The organism is Pseudomonas sp. PSKL.D1 (assembly GCF_028898945.1).
Lineage (GTDB): Bacteria > Pseudomonadota > Gammaproteobacteria > Pseudomonadales > Pseudomonadaceae > Aquipseudomonas.
Genome location: NZ_CP118607.1, coordinates 4,484,184 through 4,503,171, shown reverse-complemented (window position 1 = coordinate 4,503,171; position 18,988 = coordinate 4,484,184). Strand labels below are relative to the sequence as shown.

General features: G+C 60.5%; 22 protein-coding genes and 1 tRNA gene. 20 read left to right on the top strand and 3 right to left on the bottom strand.

Features of this window, described 5'->3' with window-relative positions; translation table 11 throughout:
- Positions 1 to 5 precede the first annotated feature (5 nt).
- Together PVV54_RS20070 and PVV54_RS20065 are read right to left on the bottom strand one after the other, a co-directional pair.
- Positions 6 to 1,721, bottom strand: a complete 1,716-nt coding sequence (locus PVV54_RS20070; RefSeq protein ID WP_274906911.1) for a proline--tRNA ligase — start codon at positions 1,719 to 1,721, stop codon at positions 6 to 8.
- A gap of 160 nt (positions 1,722 to 1,881) precedes the next feature.
- Positions 1,882 to 3,150: an OprD family porin gene (locus PVV54_RS20065; protein WP_274906910.1), complete on the bottom strand. Its 1,269-nt coding sequence runs from the start codon at positions 3,148 to 3,150 to the stop codon at positions 1,882 to 1,884.
- Between the two features lie 727 nt (positions 3,151 to 3,877).
- Between PVV54_RS20065 and PVV54_RS20060 the strand changes: the two genes are divergently transcribed.
- Together PVV54_RS20060 and PVV54_RS20055 are read left to right on the top strand one after the other, a co-directional pair.
- Entirely contained in the window at positions 3,878 to 4,297 is a 420-nt protein-coding gene (locus PVV54_RS20060) for an HIT family protein (RefSeq protein WP_274906909.1), read from the top strand.
- A 1-nt stretch (position 4,298) separates the two neighbouring features.
- Complete coding sequence (locus PVV54_RS20055; protein ID WP_274906908.1) at positions 4,299 to 4,505, top strand: SlyX family protein; 207 nt, start codon at positions 4,299 to 4,301, stop codon at positions 4,503 to 4,505.
- Positions 4,506 to 4,543: 38 nt separating this feature from the next.
- On the opposite strand, the gene PVV54_RS20050 is transcribed toward PVV54_RS20055, so the two are convergent.
- Positions 4,544 to 5,137, bottom strand: a complete 594-nt coding sequence (locus tag PVV54_RS20050) for a cold-shock protein (protein ID WP_274906907.1) — start codon at positions 5,135 to 5,137, stop codon at positions 4,544 to 4,546.
- Positions 5,138 to 5,404: 267 nt separating this feature from the next.
- On the opposite strand from PVV54_RS20050, the gene PVV54_RS20045 reads away from it, so the two are divergent.
- The 18 genes from PVV54_RS20045 to PVV54_RS19960 all read left to right on the top strand — a co-directional run bounded on the left by PVV54_RS20045 (position 5,405) and on the right by PVV54_RS19960 (position 18,956).
- Positions 5,405 to 5,878: a Dps family protein gene (locus PVV54_RS20045; protein ID WP_023381917.1), complete on the top strand. Its 474-nt coding sequence runs from the start codon at positions 5,405 to 5,407 to the stop codon at positions 5,876 to 5,878.
- A 143-nt stretch (positions 5,879 to 6,021) separates the two neighbouring features.
- Entirely contained in the window at positions 6,022 to 6,342 is a 321-nt protein-coding gene (locus PVV54_RS20040; protein ID WP_274906906.1) for a ribbon-helix-helix domain-containing protein, read from the top strand.
- A gap of 92 nt (positions 6,343 to 6,434) precedes the next feature.
- Entirely contained in the window at positions 6,435 to 6,656 is a 222-nt protein-coding gene (locus PVV54_RS20035; RefSeq protein ID WP_016392253.1) for an FmdB family zinc ribbon protein, read from the top strand.
- A gap of 91 nt (positions 6,657 to 6,747) precedes the next feature.
- A complete protein-coding gene (gene aspS, locus PVV54_RS20030) occupies positions 6,748 to 8,523 on the top strand; it encodes an aspartate--tRNA ligase (protein WP_274906905.1) in 1,776 nt (591 codons plus the stop codon).
- 112 nt (positions 8,524 to 8,635) lie between these two features.
- A complete protein-coding gene (locus tag PVV54_RS20025; RefSeq protein ID WP_274906904.1) occupies positions 8,636 to 9,382 on the top strand; it encodes a YebC/PmpR family DNA-binding transcriptional regulator in 747 nt (248 codons plus the stop codon).
- Between the two features lie 157 nt (positions 9,383 to 9,539).
- Entirely contained in the window at positions 9,540 to 10,064 is a 525-nt protein-coding gene (gene ruvC / locus PVV54_RS20020) for a crossover junction endodeoxyribonuclease RuvC (RefSeq protein WP_012273769.1), read from the top strand.
- A gap of 108 nt (positions 10,065 to 10,172) precedes the next feature.
- Complete coding sequence (ruvA, locus tag PVV54_RS20015) at positions 10,173 to 10,790, top strand: Holliday junction branch migration protein RuvA (RefSeq protein ID WP_274906903.1); 618 nt, start codon at positions 10,173 to 10,175, stop codon at positions 10,788 to 10,790.
- Positions 10,787 to 11,833 (top strand): Holliday junction branch migration DNA helicase RuvB, encoded by a 1,047-nt coding sequence (ruvB, locus tag PVV54_RS20010; protein WP_274906902.1) that lies wholly within the window; start codon positions 10,787 to 10,789, stop codon positions 11,831 to 11,833. The genes ruvA and ruvB overlap by 4 nt, the downstream gene beginning before the upstream one ends.
- Positions 11,834 to 11,958: 125 nt before the next feature.
- Positions 11,959 to 12,411: a tol-pal system-associated acyl-CoA thioesterase gene (gene ybgC, locus PVV54_RS20005; protein ID WP_274906901.1), complete on the top strand. Its 453-nt coding sequence runs from the start codon at positions 11,959 to 11,961 to the stop codon at positions 12,409 to 12,411.
- 2 nt (positions 12,412 to 12,413) lie between these two features.
- On the top strand, positions 12,414 to 13,109 hold the full coding sequence (gene tolQ / locus PVV54_RS20000) for a protein TolQ (RefSeq protein WP_010952367.1): 696 nt from the start codon (positions 12,414 to 12,416) through the stop codon (positions 13,107 to 13,109).
- A gap of 14 nt (positions 13,110 to 13,123) precedes the next feature.
- On the top strand, positions 13,124 to 13,576 hold the full coding sequence (gene tolR, locus PVV54_RS19995; protein ID WP_039603824.1) for a protein TolR: 453 nt from the start codon (positions 13,124 to 13,126) through the stop codon (positions 13,574 to 13,576).
- Entirely contained in the window at positions 13,576 to 14,652 is a 1,077-nt protein-coding gene (gene tolA, locus PVV54_RS19990) for a cell envelope integrity protein TolA (RefSeq protein ID WP_274906900.1), read from the top strand. Before tolR ends, tolA begins: the two co-directional genes overlap by 1 nt.
- A gap of 26 nt (positions 14,653 to 14,678) precedes the next feature.
- On the top strand, positions 14,679 to 15,950 hold the full coding sequence (gene tolB / locus PVV54_RS19985; protein ID WP_446731424.1) for a Tol-Pal system beta propeller repeat protein TolB: 1,272 nt from the start codon (positions 14,679 to 14,681) through the stop codon (positions 15,948 to 15,950).
- 54 nt (positions 15,951 to 16,004) lie between these two features.
- Positions 16,005 to 16,502 carry a peptidoglycan-associated lipoprotein Pal gene (pal, locus tag PVV54_RS19980; RefSeq protein WP_008090230.1) on the top strand — a complete coding sequence of 166 codons (498 nt, stop codon included), beginning with the start codon at positions 16,005 to 16,007 and terminating at the stop codon, positions 16,500 to 16,502.
- A gap of 6 nt (positions 16,503 to 16,508) precedes the next feature.
- On the top strand, positions 16,509 to 17,321 hold the full coding sequence (ybgF, locus tag PVV54_RS19975) for a tol-pal system protein YbgF (RefSeq protein WP_274906899.1): 813 nt from the start codon (positions 16,509 to 16,511) through the stop codon (positions 17,319 to 17,321).
- Positions 17,322 to 17,480: 159 nt separating this feature from the next.
- A complete protein-coding gene (queE, locus tag PVV54_RS19970; protein ID WP_274906898.1) occupies positions 17,481 to 18,128 on the top strand; it encodes a 7-carboxy-7-deazaguanine synthase QueE in 648 nt (215 codons plus the stop codon).
- A 16-nt stretch (positions 18,129 to 18,144) separates the two neighbouring features.
- A complete protein-coding gene (gene queC / locus PVV54_RS19965) occupies positions 18,145 to 18,819 on the top strand; it encodes a 7-cyano-7-deazaguanine synthase QueC (protein ID WP_274906897.1) in 675 nt (224 codons plus the stop codon).
- A gap of 61 nt (positions 18,820 to 18,880) precedes the next feature.
- Positions 18,881 to 18,956: transfer RNA gene (locus tag PVV54_RS19960), tRNA-Lys, on the top strand.
- The last annotated feature ends 32 nt before the right edge of the window (positions 18,957 to 18,988 follow it).

Sequence of the window (18,988 nt, the reverse complement as noted above, 5' to 3'; positions counted from 1 at the left end):
GGTTATCAGCGGCGAACGCGGGCCTGCAGGAAGGTCAGCACTTCATTAAGCGGCAACGCTTGGGCGTCTTGCTCGGTGCGGTGCTTGTACTCCAGGTTGCCGTCGGCCAGGCCGCGGTCGCTGACGACGATGCGGTGCGGGATGCCGATCAGCTCCATGTCGGCAAACTTGATGCCTGGGCTGGTCTTCTTGTCACGGTCGTCCAGCAGCACTTCGTAGCCGGCAGCGGTCAGCTCGGCGTACAGCTTGTCAGTGGCTTCGCGCACTACTTCGGTTTCGTAGCGCAGCGGGACCAGGGCGATCTGGAACGGTGCCAGGGCGTCGTTCCAGATGATGCCTTTGTCGTCATAGCTCTGCTCGATGGCGGCGGCAACCACGCGGGATACGCCGATGCCATAGCAGCCCATGGACAGCACGACCGGTTTGCCGTTCTCGCCCAGTACCTGGCACTTCAGCGCTTCGCTGTACTTGGTGCCCAGCTGGAAGATATGGCCCACTTCGATGCCGCGTTTGATCACCAGGGTGCCCTGGCCGTCCGGGCTCGGGTCGCCTTCCACAACGTTACGGATGTCGGCAACCTGCGGAACTGGCAGGTCACGCTCCCAGTTCACGCCGAAGTAGTGTTTGTCGTCGATGTTGGCGCCGATGCCGAAGTCGCTCATCAGGGCGACCGAACGGTCGATGATGCATTCCAGTGGCAGGTTCATCGGGCCGAGAGAGCCGGCGCCGGCGCCGATGGCATCACGCAGTTCGGCGTCGGTGGCCATGACCAGCGGGTCGGCGACCTGCTCAAGCTTGGTTGCCTTGATTTCGTTGAGTTCGTGGTCGCCGCGCACCACCAGCGCGATCAGCTTGCCTTCTTCGGCGCCGCGCACGATCAGGGTCTTGACGGTCTTTTCGATCGCCAGGCCGTGGTTCTCTACCAGTTGCGCAATGGTTTTTGCTTCTGGCGTGTCGACCAGGCGCAGCTCTTCGGTTGGCGCCGGGCGCACCGTTTCGCGTGGGATGGCTTCGGCTTTTTCGATGTTGGCGGCGTAATCGGAGCTGTCGCTGAAGATCACGTCGTCTTCACCGGACTCGGCCAGCACGTGGAATTCGTGCGAGTAGCTGCCGCCGATGGAGCCGGTGTCGGCCTGCACAGGGCGGAAGTCCAGGCCCAGGCGGGTGAACACATTGCTGTACGCCTGGTGCATGCGGTCGTAGGTTTCCTGCAGGGAAGCCTGGTCGGCATGGAAGGAATAGGCGTCCTTCATGATGAACTCGCGGCCGCGCATCAGGCCGAAGCGTGGGCGGATCTCATCACGGAATTTGGTCTGGATCTGGTACATGTTGAGCGGCAGCTGTTTATAGCTGGACAGCTCGTTACGGGCCAGGTCGGTGATGACTTCTTCGTGGGTCGGGCCCACGCAGAAGTCGCGCTGGTGGCGGTCCTTCAGGCGCAGCAGCTCAGGGCCGTACTGCTCCCAGCGGCCGGATTCCTGCCACAGTTCGGCGGGCTGGATGCTGGGCATCAGCACTTCCAGGGCGCCGGCGGCGTTCATTTCCTCGCGCACCACGGCTTCGACCTTGCGCATTACCCGCAGGCCCATCGGCAGCCAGGTGTACAGGCCGGAGGCCAGTTTGCGGATCATGCCGGCACGCAGCATGAGCTGATGGCTGATGACCACTGCGTCGGCAGGGGTTTCTTTCTGGGTGGCGAGCAAATATTGACTGGTGCGCATGGTTAGCCGTGTCGATTGCCTAAGACATTGAAATGACCCCGCATTGTACGGGGGCGAAACGAAGGCGTACAGAATGCCGCAGGGCGGGGCAATTGTCAGCCAAGAAAAAGCCCGGCGATCAGGCCGGGCTTTTTCAGGTGCGGGGCACTATAAGCCAGGCTTACAGGATGCTCAGCGGGTACTCGACGATCAGGCGCAGTTCGTCCAGCGATGGGGAACCGTAGTAAACGCCATCGGAGGAACGGTAGGTGGCTTGACGCACGCGGAAGCTCAGGTCCTTGGCAGGGCCTTCTTGCAGCACGTACTTGATGTCGATGTCGCGTTCCCACTCTTTACCGTTGCTGGTGCCGGCGACGTTGGCGTCGGTACCACGTACGTAACGGGTCATGAAGGTCAGGCCAGGTACGCCGAACTCAGCGAAGTTCAGGTCGTAGCGGGCTTGCCAGGATTTTTCGTCCTCGGCGTTGAAGTCGGAACGGGCCACCGAGTTGCCCAGGAAGACGGTGCCGCCACCGTCTACGCCGTAACCGTAGTCGCCGTCACCGTGTACGCGCTGGTGCACGATGGTGAAGGTGTGCGCGCCAATGTTCCAGGCGGCCGACAGGCTGAATGCGGTGTTGTCCAGCGAGTCGCCATCATAGGCGGTGTAGAACTCGCGGCCTTCACCTTTGGTGTCATAGATGTTGAAGTCGAACACCAGGCCTTGCTTGTCGGAAATCGGCAGCGCCCAGTTGATGTTGCCGTAGTATTTGCGCCAGTAGTCTTCTACTTTGGAGTAGTAGAGGCTGGTGCTGAGGTTGTCGGTAACGGCGTAAGTACCGCCGACAATGTTGGCTTCGGTCAGGTGCAGGCTGTCACGGTAGGTTTGAGCCTGGGCGTTCATGCCGGTGAAGTGACCCGCGTGCAGGGTCAGGCCTTCGATTTCGTTGCTGGTGATCAGGCCGCCTTCGGCAACTTCCGGCAGCAGTCGGCTGTCATCGGTAGCAAATACCGGCAGTGCGGTGAACTGGTTACCAAACTTGAGCACGGTGTTGGAGATGCGCAGTTTGACCGCGCCGCCGCCTTCGGAGTAGTCGTCTTGCGAGCGGCCGTCGGAGGCTTCAGGGAACAGGCCGGTACCGGCGCGGCCCTTGCCGCTGTCCAGTTTCAGACCGAGCATGCCGATGGCGTCAACGCCGAAACCTACGGTACCTTGGGTGAAGCCCGATTCGAAGGTGCCCAGGAAGCCGAGGCCGGTTTCTTCAACGCGGCTTTGGGTGCCAGGGGCGTTGTTGCGGAAGTCACGGCTGAAGTACAGCATGCGAGTTTTTACATTCAGCTGGCTGTCTTCGATGAAACCCTTGGACTCGGACTGTGCAGAGGCCAAGGCCAGTTGCGAGGAACCTGCCGAAACGGCCAGGGCGATCATGCTCCACTTCATCACGCGCATCGTGATTTGCTCCTTTGGTTTTTAGGAAGAGTACTGCTGCGCCCAAGTCTTTTAGTTATATGGGGCAGCTCTTTCTTGTTATGTCGGCGGAATGTATAGCACGCTGACTGTTGTTGGCGATATGGGTATAAGCAACCTTTCGGGAACTTTACGGCCATGTCGCTTTCAGGTATCTCCATGTCGCAAATCACGCCCCTTGAATTAGGGCCGTACAACCCCAGCGCTGTTCCTGTCACCGTCAAGAATCCGTAACTATCGATTCCGGTTGAAGAAACTCCCTGGTGAATCCAATTCCGCTGTTGTTATTTGTCGCGTACACCGAGCTATGCAGGTGTCGTGCCGACTTGGTGTATTGAGAATGCAACAAGTGTGCTCAAAATTAACCACGCTTTATGAAATTTTCACATTTGCAGCTTCCGGCACCGGAAAAGCGCCGAAAACACGGGGTGAGAGCTGTCTGATGGTGTGCCATCGCGCGGGGCTGGGAATTTGTTGAAACCTGCCTTAAAAGTCAATGTGTTACCGGCAACAGTTCAACCTGAGTCGTTTAAGTGGGTAGATGGGTAGTGGCGTACTCACGCGAAGCATCATTTTGGTGCGAAAAGTAGCGCTGTGTTACCGCCGTTGTGCAAGGTGCGAGGTTTTATGAACTCAAAGCGTGCAGCGGGTTATCCTTGCGGCTGTTTTACCGCGATTTGCGGGTCGATTGCATTGCTGGAGGTTTGTTGTGTTTGAGATGGATTTGCGTTTGCAGCAGGATTCCCTGGTGCTGGGGGAGTTTTCACTGTGCCGTTTGCTGTTGAGCAAAGACGCCAACTACCCATGGTTCATCCTTGTGCCCAAGCGTGAGGGGGTGAGCGAGCTGTTCGATTTGAACCAGGAAGACCAGGCGCAGTTGTGGAAAGAAACCACCCATCTGGCCGACGTACTGAAAAAAGCGTTCAACGCCGACAAGATGAACGTGGCTACCTTGGGCAACGTGGTCAGCCAGATGCACATGCATGTCATCGTGCGGCACAAGACCGACGCCGCCTGGCCAGCGCCGGTATGGGGCAAGGTGCCTGCAGTGGAATACGCGCCGGGGCAGGTCGACGCCATTCGTCAGCGCCTGCGTGCAGTGCTCTCTGACGATTTCCAGGAGGCGTGACATGTCACCGGAATCACGCATCATCGAGCTTGAAACCCGTCAGGCATTTCAGGACGACACGATCCAGGCCTTGAATGACGTGGTGGTGGAGCAGGGGCGGGTCATCGAGCGCCTGCAGTTGCAGGTGGCCGAGCTGATCAAGCGTTATGAGGATATGGTCGGCCAGTACGGCGGCCAGGGCGAAGAGGCCCCGCCACCGCACTACTGAAGTGAAGCTGCCCTGGCTGTGCTCAGGGCAGTACGCGGTCAGCGGCGGTTGACCGCAACCACGTCTTCGGCCTGCAGGCCCTTGTCCCGGTGCATCACCGAAAACTCCACGCGCTGGCCTTCGACCAGAATGCGGTGGCCTTCGCCGCGAATGGCGCGGAAGTGGACGAAGATATCGTCACCCGAATCGCGGGAAATGAAGCCAAAGCCCTTGGATGTGTTGAACCACTTCACCGTGCCGGTATCACGCTTGCCGGCTTCCGTGGGGGCACCTTGGCTGGCGCGAGGCTTTCTGCCCATTCGGGCAAAGCCCACGGCCAGGTGCAGGACGACGGCCAGCAGGGCGCACACCAGTGCGGCCAGGTTGCCCATTTCCGGGCGGGCCAGCAGGGTCAGGGTTTGCAGCACCACGGCCACCACCAGCAAGGCGCAGGCCAGGTATTGCAGCTGTTGGCGCGCGCCGCGGTAGTACATGGGCACAACCGGGGCCAGCAGCAGGTTGAGCAGGCCCAGCAGCGCCAGGTAAACCGCATCGGGTTGTTGCAGGAAGGGTGTAGCGTCGGTTTTCAGGCTGGGCATGAGCGATAGCAGCAAAGCCGCAACGCCCGTCACCAGATGGACGATCTTGAACATGGGGTTGGCTCACAGTTGATAAGGCCGATCACAGGAAAGAGCTGGCAGCCCGGTGCGCATGAGGTGTAAAGCGCGAACACGGGGTGGCCAGCCTATGCACCCGGCAATGACAGTCCGCACGGGTGGCACGGTGCCTATTTAACAGTAAAGGCGAGGGCATCTCAAACCGCAGGCGTTTTGCTTTGTGTCATGGGCAGGCTGTGCAAAGTGTTGTTACAGTGTTTTGGGCCCGCTTGAGTCCACAAGCCAAATGGAAAGGGGAACTTCATGGCAATTGATATCGGTATCAGTGAAGAAGATCGCAAATCCATCGTCGAAGGGCTTTCCCGCCTGTTGTCGGATACCTACGTGCTGTATCTGAAAACCCATAACTTTCACTGGAACGTCACCGGTCCTTCGTTCCGCACCCTGCACTTGATGTTCGAAGAGCAATACAACGAGCTTGCGCTGGCGGTCGACTCGATTGCCGAGCGTATTCGTGCGCTGGGCTTCCCCGCGCCCGGCTCGTATGCCTTTTATGCCCGGCATTCGTCGATCAAGGAGGAAGAGGGCGTACCGGCAGCGGATGAGATGATCCGCCAGCTGGTGCAGGGGCAGGAGGCAGTGGTGCGTACCGCACGCAGCATCTTCCCGGTGGTGGACAAAGTGAGCGATGAGCCCACAGCCGACCTGCTCACCCAGCGCATGCAGGTGCACGAGAAAACTGCCTGGATGCTGAGGGTGCTGCTCGACGGCAAGTGACTGCGTGGCATTGCCCAGCCAAACGCCCGGCCGAATGCAGGATGGCCGGGCTATCGGGGCTGTGCAGGAAGGGTTTGCTGCTGCTTTGACTACCGTTGCTCGCGCTTTATTTGGCCCCATACCAGTGCGAGGATGTGGGGCGCATGATGCAAGTGAGCAAGCGTGTGGGGGCGTGGCCCGGCAAGCAGTGCATCGACCCGTTCAAGGCGGATTTCGATATGTTGCAAACCCAGCCGGTGTCGCGTTCGGTACGGCTCAACGGGTTTTCCACCTGTTTGCGCCTGGAAGCGGTGTATTGGGGCATTCTTGAACGCATTGCCGAGGCCAATCAATGCTCGGTCAGTGCCGTACTGTCCTACGTTGACCGTGAAGTGCACCTGCGCCAGGGCGGGGTGCGTAATTTCAGCGGGCTGATCCGGGTGATCTGTGTGGCTTGGCTGCAGGACCCGCCGAGTGCACGCTGATCGCCGAGCGGGCTGCGCAGTGCTTGTTAACCATATATAATCCCGCTTTTTGCTGCCCTGGCAGCCAGCGTTGTGGTTGACGAGAGACGTCCATGCCCCTTTATGACTACCAATGTGCTTCCTGCGATCATCGCATGGAGGTGCTGCAAAAGATCAGCGCCGCGCCGCTGACCGATTGCCCGGCGTGTGAAGCGCCAGCGTTGAAAAAGCTGTTGTCGGTTCCCGGCTTCCGCCTGAGCGGTAATGGCTGGTACGAAACCGACTTCAAGACCGGGGCAAAAAAGAACCTGGCAGGCGGCGACAAGGCCGACTGAGTTGAATTGCAGTAGCTGGGTCTTGCAGTATTAACCCTCTGGGGCAAGGCCTCCTCCGAATACACGAATCACGAGAAGCGAAACCACCATCATGATGCGCAGCCATTATTGCGGCCAACTGAACGAGAGCCTGGACGGCCAGGAAGTCACCCTTTGCGGCTGGGTCCATCGTCGCCGCGACCACGGCGGGGTGATCTTCCTCGACATCCGTGACCGCGAAGGCATGGCCCAGGTCGTGTTCGACCCTGATCGCGCCGAAACCTTCGCCGCCGCCGACCGCGTGCGCAGCGAATACGTCGTGCAGATCACCGGCAAGGTACGCAAGCGCCCTGACGGCGCGGTGAACGCCAACATGGCCTCCGGCGCCATCGAGATCCTCGGCTATCAGCTGAACGTGCTCAACGAAGCGGAAACCCCGCCGTTCCCGCTGAACGAGTACTCCGACGTCGGCGAAGAAACCCGCCTGCGCTACCGCTTCATCGACCTGCGTCGCCCGGAAATGGCCGACAAGCTGCGCCTGCGTTCGCGCATCACCAGCAGCATCCGTCGCTTCCTGGACGAAAACGGCTTCCTCGACGTGGAAACGCCGATCCTCACCCGTGCCACCCCGGAAGGCGCGCGTGACTACCTGGTGCCGAGCCGTACCCACGCCGGGAGCTTCTTTGCCCTGCCGCAATCGCCTCAGCTGTTCAAGCAGCTGCTGATGGTGGCCGGCTTCGACCGCTACTATCAAATCGCCAAGTGCTTCCGTGACGAAGACCTGCGTGCTGATCGCCAGCCGGAATTCACCCAGATCGACATCGAGACCAGCTTCCTCGATGAATCCGAGATCATGGGCCTGACCGAAAGCATGATCCGCAAGCTGTTCAAGGAAGTACTGGACCTGGAATTTGGCGAATTCCCGCACATGACCTTCGAAGAAGCCATGCGCCGCTACGGTTCCGACAAGCCAGACCTGCGTATTCCGCTGGAGCTGGTCGACGTTGCCGACCAATTGAAAGACGTTGACTTCAAAGTCTTCGCCGGCCCGGCCAACGATCCGAAGTGCCGTGTGACTGCCCTGCGCCTGCCGGGCGGTGCCAGCATGCCGCGCAGCAAGATCGACGAGTACACCAAGTTCGTCGGCATCTACGGTGCCAAGGGCCTGGCGTACATCAAGGTCAACGAGCGCGCCAAGGGCGTCGAAGGCCTGCAGTCGCCGATCGTCAAGAACATCCCTGAGGCCAACCTCAACAACATCCTGGACCGTGTTGGTGCAGTTGATGGCGACATCGTGTTCTTCGGTGCCGACAAGTTCAAGGTGGTCAGCGAAGCCCTCGGCGCGCTGCGTATCCGCCTGGGCCACGACTTTGAGCTGCTCACCTGCGAGTGGGCGCCGATGTGGGTCGTCGACTTCCCGATGTTCGAAGAAAACGAAGACGGCAGCTTCACCGCGCTGCACCACCCGTTCACCGCGCCGAAGTGCACCCCGGAAGAGCTCGAGGCCAACCCGGCCACCGCGCTGTCCCGTGCCTATGACATGGTATTGAACGGTACTGAACTGGGTGGTGGTTCGATCCGTATCCACCGCAAAGAGATGCAACAGGCCGTGTTCCGCCTGCTGGGTATCGAAGCGGCGGAACAGGAAGAGAAGTTCGGCTTCCTGCTCGACGCCCTGAAGTTCGGTGCACCGCCTCACGGTGGCCTGGCCTTCGGCCTGGACCGCCTGGTCATGCTGATGACCGGCGCCCAGTCGATTCGTGAAGTGATCGCCTTCCCGAAAACCCAGAGCGCCGCGTGCGTGATGACTCAGGCCCCGGGCCTGGTCGACGCCAAAGCCCTGCGTGAGCTGCACATTCGTCTGCGCGAACAGACCAAGGTCGAGTAAGCGGACCCGGGCGCATCCACATGGATGCGCCTTTGCGTTTCGGCGCAGCATTTTCGTCGTTACGCCCCTTTGGGGGCGTAATTGTTTGTGTTTCAAAAGATTTGGAGTCGTTATGGCTGGTCATTCCAAGTGGGCGAACATCAAGCACCGCAAAGAGCGCCAGGATGCCAAGAGAGGCAAAATCTTCACCAAGTGGATCCGCGAACTGACCGTCGCGGCCAAGCAAGGTGGTGGTGACCCGGCTTCCAACCCGCGCCTGCGTCTGGCGCTGGACAAGGCCCTGGGCGCCAACATGAGCCGCGACATCATCGACCGCGCCGTGGCCCGTGGTGCCGGCACCAACGAAAGCGACAACGTCGAAGAACTCAGCTACGAAGGTTACGGCCCGGGTGGCGTGGCGATCATGGTCGAGGCCATGACCGACAACCGCAACCGTACCGCCGCCGCCGTGCGCCATGCTTTCACCAAGTGTGGTGGCAACCTCGGTACTGATGGCTCGGTGGCTTACCTGTTCGAACGCAAGGGGCAAATCAGCTTTGCGCCGGGTGTCGATGAAGATGCTTTGATGGAAGCCGCGATGGAGGCCGACGCCGACGACGTGGTGGCCAACGATGATGGCTCGTTCGAGGTGTTCACGTCGTTCAACAGCTTCTATGCCGTGCGTAATGCGCTGGAAGAGGCCGGCTTCAAGGCTGCCGATGCGGAAATCGTCATGCAGCCGACCACCAGTGCCGAGCTGGATCAGGAGGGCGCCGAAAAGGTGCTCAAGCTGATCGACATGCTTGAAGACCTGGATGACGTGCAGAACGTCTATTCCAATGCGCAGATTTCCGACGAGATCATGGAAAAGCTCGGCTAAGTGTATTTGGTGCCGGTACTTGGCCCTTTCGCGGCTAAAGCCGCTCCTACAGGTACCGCGCCTGTTTCGAACACGGTGCAGTCCCTGTGGGAGCGGCTTTAGCCGCGAAAGGGCCGGTACAGTTTGCAAAGATGCATTAATTTTCCAGAAAGGCGCTATGACCCTGATTCTTGGTATCGACCCCGGTTCGCGCATCACCGGCTATGGCGTGGTTCGCCAGACTGCCCGCGGATGCGAGTACGTGGCGTCAGGCTGCATCCGTACCGGCAGCGGCGAGCTGCACGAGCGCCTGCAGATCGTTTTTCGGGGCGTCAGTGAAATCATCGCCCAGCACGGCCCGGTGACCATGGGCATCGAGCGCGTATTCATGGCCCGCAACGCCGATTCCGCGCTCAAACTGGGCCAGGCCCGCGGTGCAGCCATCGTTGCCGCCGCTGAAGCCGGCCTGGAAATCGCCGAATACAGCGCCACCCAGGTCAAGCAGGCGGTTGCCGGCACCGGGGGGGCCAACAAAGAGCAGGTGATGATGATGGTCATGCACCTGCTCAAACTCACCCAGAAACCACAGATTGACGCCTCCGACGCCCTGGCCATTGCCTTGTGCCATGCCCATACCCGCTCAAGCCTGGTGCCCCACGGGCTGGCCACGGCGCGGCGGCGCGGCGGGCGCTTGCGTCTGTAGCGGCTTCATGCGGTGATACACATTTTTTCCGGGTGAAGCGTTCACCCGCTGCATTTGCTGATAGGGTTGACCGGTCTTTGATCGGCCCCCGAGAGGAAGGATCGGAACGTGATTGGACGTTTGCGCGGCACCCTGGCGGAAAAACAGCCGCCGCACCTGATTATCGATGTCAACGGCGTTGGTTATGAGCTGGAAGTGCCCATGACCACCCTGTATCGCCTGCCAAAGGTCGGCGAGCCGGTGACGGTGCACACCCATTTGGTGGTGCGTGAAGATGCACACCTGCTGTACGGCTTTGCCGAAAAGCGCGAGCGCGAGCTGTTTCGCGAGCTGATCCGCCTCAACGGCGTAGGCCCCAAGTTGGCGCTGGCGCTGATGTCCGGGCTGGAAGTGGACGAGTTGGTGCGTTGCGTGCAGGCGCAGGATACCTCGGCCCTGGTGCGGGTGCCGGGCGTCGGTAAAAAAACGGCCGAACGCCTGCTGGTCGAGCTCAAGGACCGTTTCAAGGCCTGGGAAACCTCCCCGGCAATGTTCACTCTGGTGTCCGATGGCCCCCTGCCAGTCGCCAGCAACTCAACGGCCGAAGCCGATGCGGTCAGCGCACTGGTTTCGCTGGGTTACAAGCCGCAGGAGGCCAGCAAGGCTGTGTCCGCCATCAAAGACAAGGCCGGCCTGAGCAGCGAAGAACTCATCCGTCGCAGCCTTAAAGGGATGATTACCAAGTGATCGAAGCCGACCGCCTGATCGCCGCCAATGGCCGCGACCGTGAAGAAGTCCAGGACCGCGCCATCCGGCCGTTGCGCCTGGACGAGTACATCGGCCAACCGGTGGTGCGCGAGCAGATGGCGCTGTTCATTCAGGCGGCCCGTGGCCGTAACGAGTCGCTCGACCACACCCTGATTTTCGGCCCGCCGGGCCTTGGCAAGACCACGCTGGCCAACATCATCGCCCAGGAAATGGGCGTGTCGGTCAAAAGCACCTCCGGCCCGATTCTGGAGCGCCCGGGAGATTTGGCGGCCATGCTGACCAATCTCGAGCCCCATGACGTGCTGTTCATCGACGAAATCCACCGGCTGTCGCCGGTCGTCGAAGAAGTGCTGTACCCGGCCATGGAAGACTTCCAGCTCGACATCATGATCGGCGAGGGCCCAGCTGCCCGTTCGATCAAACTCGACCTGCCACCCTTTACCCTGGTGGGTGCCACCACCCGTGCCGGCATGCTAACCAACCCTTTGCGCGACCGCTTCGGCATCGTCCAGCGCCTGGAGTTCTACAGCGACAAGGACCTGGCCACCATCGTCACGCGCTCGGCCAACATCCTGGGCTTGCCCATCGAAGATACCGGGGCCTACGAGATTGCCCGGCGCGCACGCGGTACCCCGCGTATCGCCAACCGCCTGCTGCGTCGTGTGCGCGACTATGCCGAAGTGCGCGGCAAGGGCCAGATCACCAAGGCCGTGGCCGATATGGCGCTGAACCTGCTGGATGTCGATGAGCGCGGTTTTGACCATTCCGACCGCCGCCTGCTGCTGACCATGATCGAGAAGTTCGATGGCGGCCCGGTGGGTGTCGACAACCTGGCGGCGGCGATCAGTGAAGAGCGCCACACCATCGAAGACGTACTTGAGCCTTACCTGATCCAGCAGGGCTACATCATGCGCACGCCCCGTGGCCGGGTAGTCACCCGGCATGCCTACCTGCACTTCGGGCTGAATATTCCAGGCCGCCTGGCGGACCCGGCGCAATTTTCCGAAGCAGGCGATGAATGACAGATCAAAACCGGCTTTTCGTGGTCCTACCGCTGGCATGCCAAAAGGTTGCTGGCAATAAGACATTAATGAAGAAAAAACAGTTGCCGCAGCGGATTGGCAAGCTGAGGAGTAAGCACTAGAGTATGCGCGCGCAAAATGGCCTGGAACCGTTCGCACACCGTTGTCGCGTCTATTACGAGGATACCGATGCCGGTGGCGTGGTGTATTACGTCAATTACCTGAAATTCATGGAGCGCGCGCGTACCGAGCGGCTGCGGCACCTGGGGTTTTCCCAGCAGCAGCTGGCCGGGGAAAACCTGCTGTTCGTGGTCCATTCCAGCGAAGCCCGCTATCACGCGCCGGCACGTCTGGACGACGAACTGCGGGTCACTGCGCAAGTACTTGAACTCAATCGCGCCAGCCTGCGCTTCGTGCAGCAGGTGTGGCGAGAAAAGGATGAAACGCTGCTCTGCGAAGGGCAGTTCCTGGTGGCTGCCGTGCGCGCCGACACTTTCAAACCCCGAGCCTTACCCCCGGAGCTGCGCCACGCCTTTGCGGCGGACGGCTCGGGTACTCAATCGAATGCAGGAGAATAAGCGTGGAAGCTAACGTCGTCGACCATACCTCCATGTGGAGTCTGGTCAGCAATGCCAGCGTAGTGGTACAGCTGGTGATGCTGACCCTGGTGGCTGCCTCGGTCACTTCATGGATCATGATTTTCCAGCGCAGCACCATGCTGCGTGCCGGTCGTCGTGCGCTGGATGCCTTCGAGGAGCGCTTCTGGTCGGGCATCGACCTGTCCAAGCTGTACCGTCAGGCAGGCAGCAACCCGGACCCGGATTCGGGCGTGGAGCAAGTGTTCCGTGCCGGTTTCAAAGAGTTCTCGCGCCTGCGCCAGCAGCCGGGTGTGGACCCGGACGCGGTCATGGAAGGCGTGGGCCGTGCCATGCGCGTTGCCATCTCGCGTGAAGAAGAAAAGCTCGAGCAGAGCCTGCCGTTCCTGGCCACCGTCGGCTCCACCAGCCCGTACATCGGCCTGTTCGGTACCGTGTGGGGCATCATGAACTCCTTCCGCGGCCTGGCCAGCGCCCAGCAAGCCACCCTGGCTACTGTTGCCCCGGGTATCGCCGAAGCGCTGATCGCTACTGCCATTGGCCTGTTCGCGGCCATCCCGGCGGTAATTGCCTACAACCGCTTCGCGGCCCGCAGCGAAGTGCTGATCGGCCGTTACTACACCTTCGCCGACGAGTTCCAGGCGATCCTGCACCGCAAAGTGCACACCAGCGAAGAGTAAGCAGGTAGAAGCCCATGGCCCGAGTTCGCCACAAACGCAAGCCGGTCGCCGAGATGAACGTGGTGCCTTACATCGACGTGATGCTGGTGCTGCTGGTCATCTTCATGGTGACGGCCCCGATGCTCAACCAGGGCGTGAAGGTCGACCTGCCCAAGGTTTCCAGCGAAGCCTTGCCGCAGGACAACAACGTCCAGATCCTGACCATTTCCATCAAGGCCGACAAAACCTATTACTGGAACCTCGGCAGCGAAGTCGATACCGACAAGCAGATGGACAAGGCCATGACCTTGCCTGAAATGACTGGCGCTGTGACCAAAATCATTGCCGCCGGCCGCGACCAGGGCAAGCAGACCCAGGTCTTCATCCGTGGCGACAAGGCTGTCGACTACGGCGCCGTCATGGGCGCCATGGGCGGGTTGCAGAAGGCCGGTGTCGGTAACGTTGGCCTGATTACCGAGGCGCCCTGATGCAACAGCGAGAGCCCTCTGCCTCGGAAAGCTACTTCTGGCCCAGTGTCTGGGCCATTGGCCTGCATGTGCTGGTGTTTGCATTGCTGTTCGTCAGCTTTGCCATGACGCCGGAGCTGCCGCCGTCCAAGCCGATCGTTCAGGCTACGCTGTATCAGCTCAAGTCCAAGAGCCAGGCGACTACCCAGACCAATCAGAAGATTGCCGGGGAAGCGAAGAAAACCGCCTCGCGCCAGACCGAAGTCGAGCAGCTGGAGCAGAAGAAGGTCGAGCAGGAGGCCATAAAGGCCGCGGAACAAAAGAAAGCCGACGCTGCTCAAAAGGCCGAGGAAGCCCGCGAAGCCGCCGAGGCCAAAAAGGCCGAAGAGGCCGCCAAGGCTGCTGAAGCCAAGAAAACCGCCGAAGCCAAGAAGGCCGAGGAGGCGAAGAAGGCCGCCGAGAAGCAGCAGGCCGACATCGCCAAGAAAAAGGCTGAAGAAGAGGCCAAGAAGCAGGCCGAAGAAGAAGCCAAGAAACAAGCCGCCGAGGAGGCCAAGAAAAAGGCCGCCGAAGAGGCGAAGAAGAAAGCAGCCGAGGACGCCAAGAAGAAAGCGGCGGCCGAGGATGCGAAGAAGAAGGCAGCTGAAGAGGCCAAGAAAAAGGCCGCTGCAGACGCCCAGAAGAAAAAGGCACAGGAAGCGGCCCGCAAGGCGGCGGAAGACAAGAAAGCCCAGGCCCTGGCCGAGCTGTTGTCTGACACCACCGAACGGCAGCAGGCTTTGGCCGATGAGCAGGGTGACCAGGTAGCCGGCGACTTCGACGACCTGATCCGCATGCGCGCGGCTGAGGGCTGGGCACGTCCGCCTTCCGCGCGTAAGGGCATGACGGTGACCCTGCAGGTCAACATGTTGCCGGATGGCACCATTACCGGTGTTACCGTGACTCGGTCCAGCGGTGATGGTCCGTTTGACAGTTCGGCAGTGGCTGCGGTCAAGAACATTGGTCGTTTGACCGAAATGCAGGGTATGAAGCCGAGCGATTTCAACCGTTATCGTTCGTTCAAGATGACATTTACACCTGAGGATCTAGCGTTGTGATTAAACTCCTTCGAGGAATGCTGGTCATGCTCTGCTGCGTGGCCGGCATGGCCATGGCAGAGGAAAAGAACATCCTGGTCACCAGCGGCAGCGATCGGGCCACGCCCATCGCGGTAGTGCCGTTCGGTTTGCAGGGTGGCAGCGTGCTGCCGGAAGACATGGCCGACATCATCGGCAACGACCTGCGCAACTCGGGCTACTACTCGCCGATTCCGCGCCAGAACATGATCAGCCAGCCAACCCAGGCCAGCGAAGTCATCTTCCGCGACTGGAAGGCCCTGGGCGCCCAGTACGTGATGGTTGGTAGCATCGTGCCGTCGGGCGGCCGCCTGCAGGTGCAGTACGCACTGTTCAACGTCGCCACCGAGCAGCAAGTGCTGACCGGCAGCGTCGCGGGCACTGCGGACCAGCTGCGTGACATGTCGCACTACATTGCCGACCAGTCGTTCGAAAAGCTCACCGGCATCAAGGGTGCATTCTCCACCCGCATGCTGTACGTGACCGCCGAACGCTTCTCGGCCAACAACACGCGTTACACCCTGCAGCGTTCGGACTACGACGGTGCCCGTGCGGTGACTCTGCTGCAATCGCGTGAGCCGATCCTGTCGCCGCGCTTCGCGCCAGATGGCAAGCGCATCGCCTACGTGTCGTTCGAGCAGAAGCGCCCGCGTATCTTCGTTCAGCACATCGATACCGGTCGCCGCGAGCAGGTCACCAACTTCGAAGGCCTGAACGGTGCGCCAGCCTGGTCGCCTGACGGTTCGCGCCTGGCCTTCGTGCTGTCGAAGGACGGTAACCCGGACATCTACGTGATGAACGTTGCTTCGCGCCAGATCAGCCGCGTTACCGCCGGCCCGGGCATCAATACCGAGCCCTTCTGGGGCAAGGATGGCAATACGCTCTACTTCACCTCCGACCGTGGCGGCAAGCCGCAGATCTATAAACAGTCGGTCAGCGGTGGTGGTGCCGAGCGCGTAACGTTCGTGGGTAACTACAACGCCAACCCGAAACTGTCGGCGGACGAAAAGACTCTGGTGATGATCCATCGCCAGCAGGGCTTCACCAACTTCAAGGTGGCGGCACAGGACTTGCAGCGCGGAAGTGTAAAGATTCTCTCGGAAACGAGTCTTGATGAGTCGCCCACTGTTGCGCCAAACGGCACCATGCTAATCTACGCCACCCGCCAGCAGGGCCGGGGAGTCTTGATGCTCGTGTCGCTTAACGGCCGTGTGAGGCTCCCACTTCCTACCGCTCAAGGCGAAGTCAGAGAACCGTCCTGGTCCCCTTTCCTGAACTGATTGCGGCGTAATACGTTTTGCTTAACACACTGGGGTTTCATTAGGAGTTTCACGATGGAAATGCTGAAGTTTGGTAAATTTGCTGCGCTGGCTCTGGCCATGGCCGTAGCTGTAGGTTGCTCCTCGAAGGGCGGTGACAACGCTGGTGAAGGCGCTGTTGACCCGAACGCTGGCTACGGTGCCAACACTGGCGCAGTTGACGGCTCCCTGAGCGAAGAAGCTGCCCTGCGCGCAATCACCACCTTCTACTTCGAATACGACAGCTCGGACCTGAAGCCAGAAGCCATGCGCGCTCTGGACGTTCACGCCAAGGACCTGAAGTCCAACGGCAACCGCGTTGTTCTGGAAGGCAACACCGACGAGCGCGGCACCCGCGAGTACAACATGGCTCTGGGTGAGCGTCGTGCGAAAGCCGTTCAGCGCTACCTGGTTCTGCAGGGCGTTTCCCCTGCTCAGCTGGAACTGGTTTCCTACGGCGAAGAGCGTCCAGTTGCCACCGGCAACGACGAGCAGTCCTGGGCTCAAAACCGTCGCGTAGAACTGCGTAAGTAAGTTCTTATGCGTATGTGCCGCCGTGCTGTAACCGTCCTCGCACTCAGCCTGCCGCTTTCGGCGTGGGCTGCGGTTCCTGTAGTTGATGACAACGGGGGTGCTTACCCACCTTCCGGTTATGGCACGAGCGGCGCCTATGCCGGCGCAGGGGCTTCGACCCCTGCCTCGGCACAGGGCCAGCTGTTCATGCAGCTGCAACAGATGCAGGATCAACTTTCCCGCCAGCAAGGCATCATCGAAGAGCTGCAAAACGATGTTGCGCGCATGAAGCAGGAAAACCTGGAGCGTTACCAGGACCTTGATCGTCGCATCAACAGTGGTGGCGCGCCTGCCGCGACCCCCGACAATTCTTCCTCCGGTGGTGCTTCCGATGCCGCCGGGGCAGCAGCAGGCGCCGCTGGCGCTGCTGCACAACAGCCGGCCGCCAGCAGCGAGCCGGGTGATCCGGCGAAAGAGAAGCTCTATTACGATGCGGCTTTCGACCTGATCAAGCAAAAAGACTTCGACAAGGCCAGCCAGGCGTTCAACGCCTTCCTGCGCAAGTACCCCAACAGCCAGTACGCCGGCAACGCCCAGTACTGGCTGGGTGAGGTGAACCTGGCCAAGGGCGACCTGCAAGGCGCCAGCCAGGCGTTTGCCCAGGTCAGCCAGAAGTACCCAAAACACAGCAAGGTGCCTGATTCGCTGTACAAGCTGGCCGACGTCGAGCGCCGCATGGGCCACACCGACAAGGTCAAAGGCATTTTGCAACAGGTCATCACCCAGTACCCCGGCACTTCCGCCGCACAACTGGCGCAACGCGACCTGCAGAAGCTCTAAGCTGTACCTTCCAAAAGAAACCCGCGCCTGTCGCGGGTTTTTTCGTTAGAATTAGCGCCCTTTTTCTTAAACACGCTGCCGCGGATAACGCCATGTCGAGTCCGCCGCAGTGCCTGACGGAGGCGGACAGCCTGTTTAGCTGTCACGCCCGTGGCGAGCATGCAAGACACATTACGCATCACCGAAGTCTTTTACTCTTTGCAGGGTGAAACGCGAACGGCTGGGTTGCCCACGGTTTTCGTGCGCCTGACCGGTTGCCCCCTGCGCTGCCAGTACTGCGACAGTGCCTATGCTTTCAGCGGCGGCACCATTCGCACCCTCGATTCGATCCTTGAGCAGGTGGCGGGCTTCAAGCCGCGCTACGTCTGCGTCACCGGCGGCGAGCCGCTGGCCCAGCCGAATGCCATACCGCTGCTGCAGCAGCTGTGCGATGCCGGTTATGAGGTTTCGCTGGAAACCAGCGGTGCCCTGGATATCTCCAATACCGACGTGCGGGTCAGCCGCGTGGTTGACCTCAAGACCCCGGGTTCGGAAGAGTCCCATCGCAACCGCTACGAGAACATCGAACACCTGACCCGCAACGACCAGGTCAAGTTCGTCATCTGCTCCCGCGAGGACTATGACTGGGCGGTGTCCAAGCTGATCCAGTACAACCTGGCCGAGCGGGCAGGCGACGTTTTGTTCTCGCCCAGCCATCACCAAGTGAACGCAACTGAATTGGCCGAGTGGATCATTGCCGACAACCTGCCCGTGCGCTTCCAGCTGCAGTTGCACAAGCTGCTGTGGAACGACGAACCTGGCCACTGATTGAGAGTAAAAGCACATGACTGAAAAACGCGCGGTAATCCTGCTATCTGGCGGCCTGGACTCGGCCACTGTCGTCGCCATGGCCAAAGCCGAAGGCTACAGCTGCTACACCATGAGTTTCGACTATGGCCAGCGTCATCGCGCGGAGCTGAACGCTGCCGCACGCGTGGCGCGTGACCTGGGCGTGGTCGAGCACAAGGTAATTGGCCTGAACCTCGATGGTATCGGCGGCTCAGCCCTGACCGACAGCAGCATCGACGTGCCGGAGGCCCCCACCGAGGGCATTCCGGTAACTTACGTGCCAGCGCGCAACACCGTGTTCCTGTCGCTGGCGTTGGGCTGGGCGGAGGTGCTGGAAGCGCGTGACATCTTCATCGGCGTCAACGCAGTGGACTATTCCGGCTACCCGGATTGCCGCCCCGAATTTGTCGAAGCCTTCGAGCGCATGGCCAACCTGGCCACCAAGGCGGGCGTGGAAGGGCAGGGTTTCCGCATTCAGGCGCCGCTGCAGAACATGAGCAAGGCGCAGATCGTGCAAGCGGGTATTGCCCGTGGCGTGGACTACAGCCTGACCGTCTCCTGCTACCAGGCCGACGACGACGGCCGTGCCTGTGGAAAATGCGACAGCTGCCGCCTGCGCGCCGACGGCTTCAACGCCGCCGGTGTAGCAGACCCGACGCGTTATTTTTGAAAAAAGTTTTGATGGGGTGTTGATTTCCCGTTAGAAATCAGTATTATACGCGCCATCCAACGGGTCGTTAGCTCAGTTGGTAGAGCAGTTGGCTTTTAACCAATTGGTCGTAGGTTCGAATCCTACACGACCCACCATACGCAGTAAGTCAAAGCCCGCGATCAGAAAT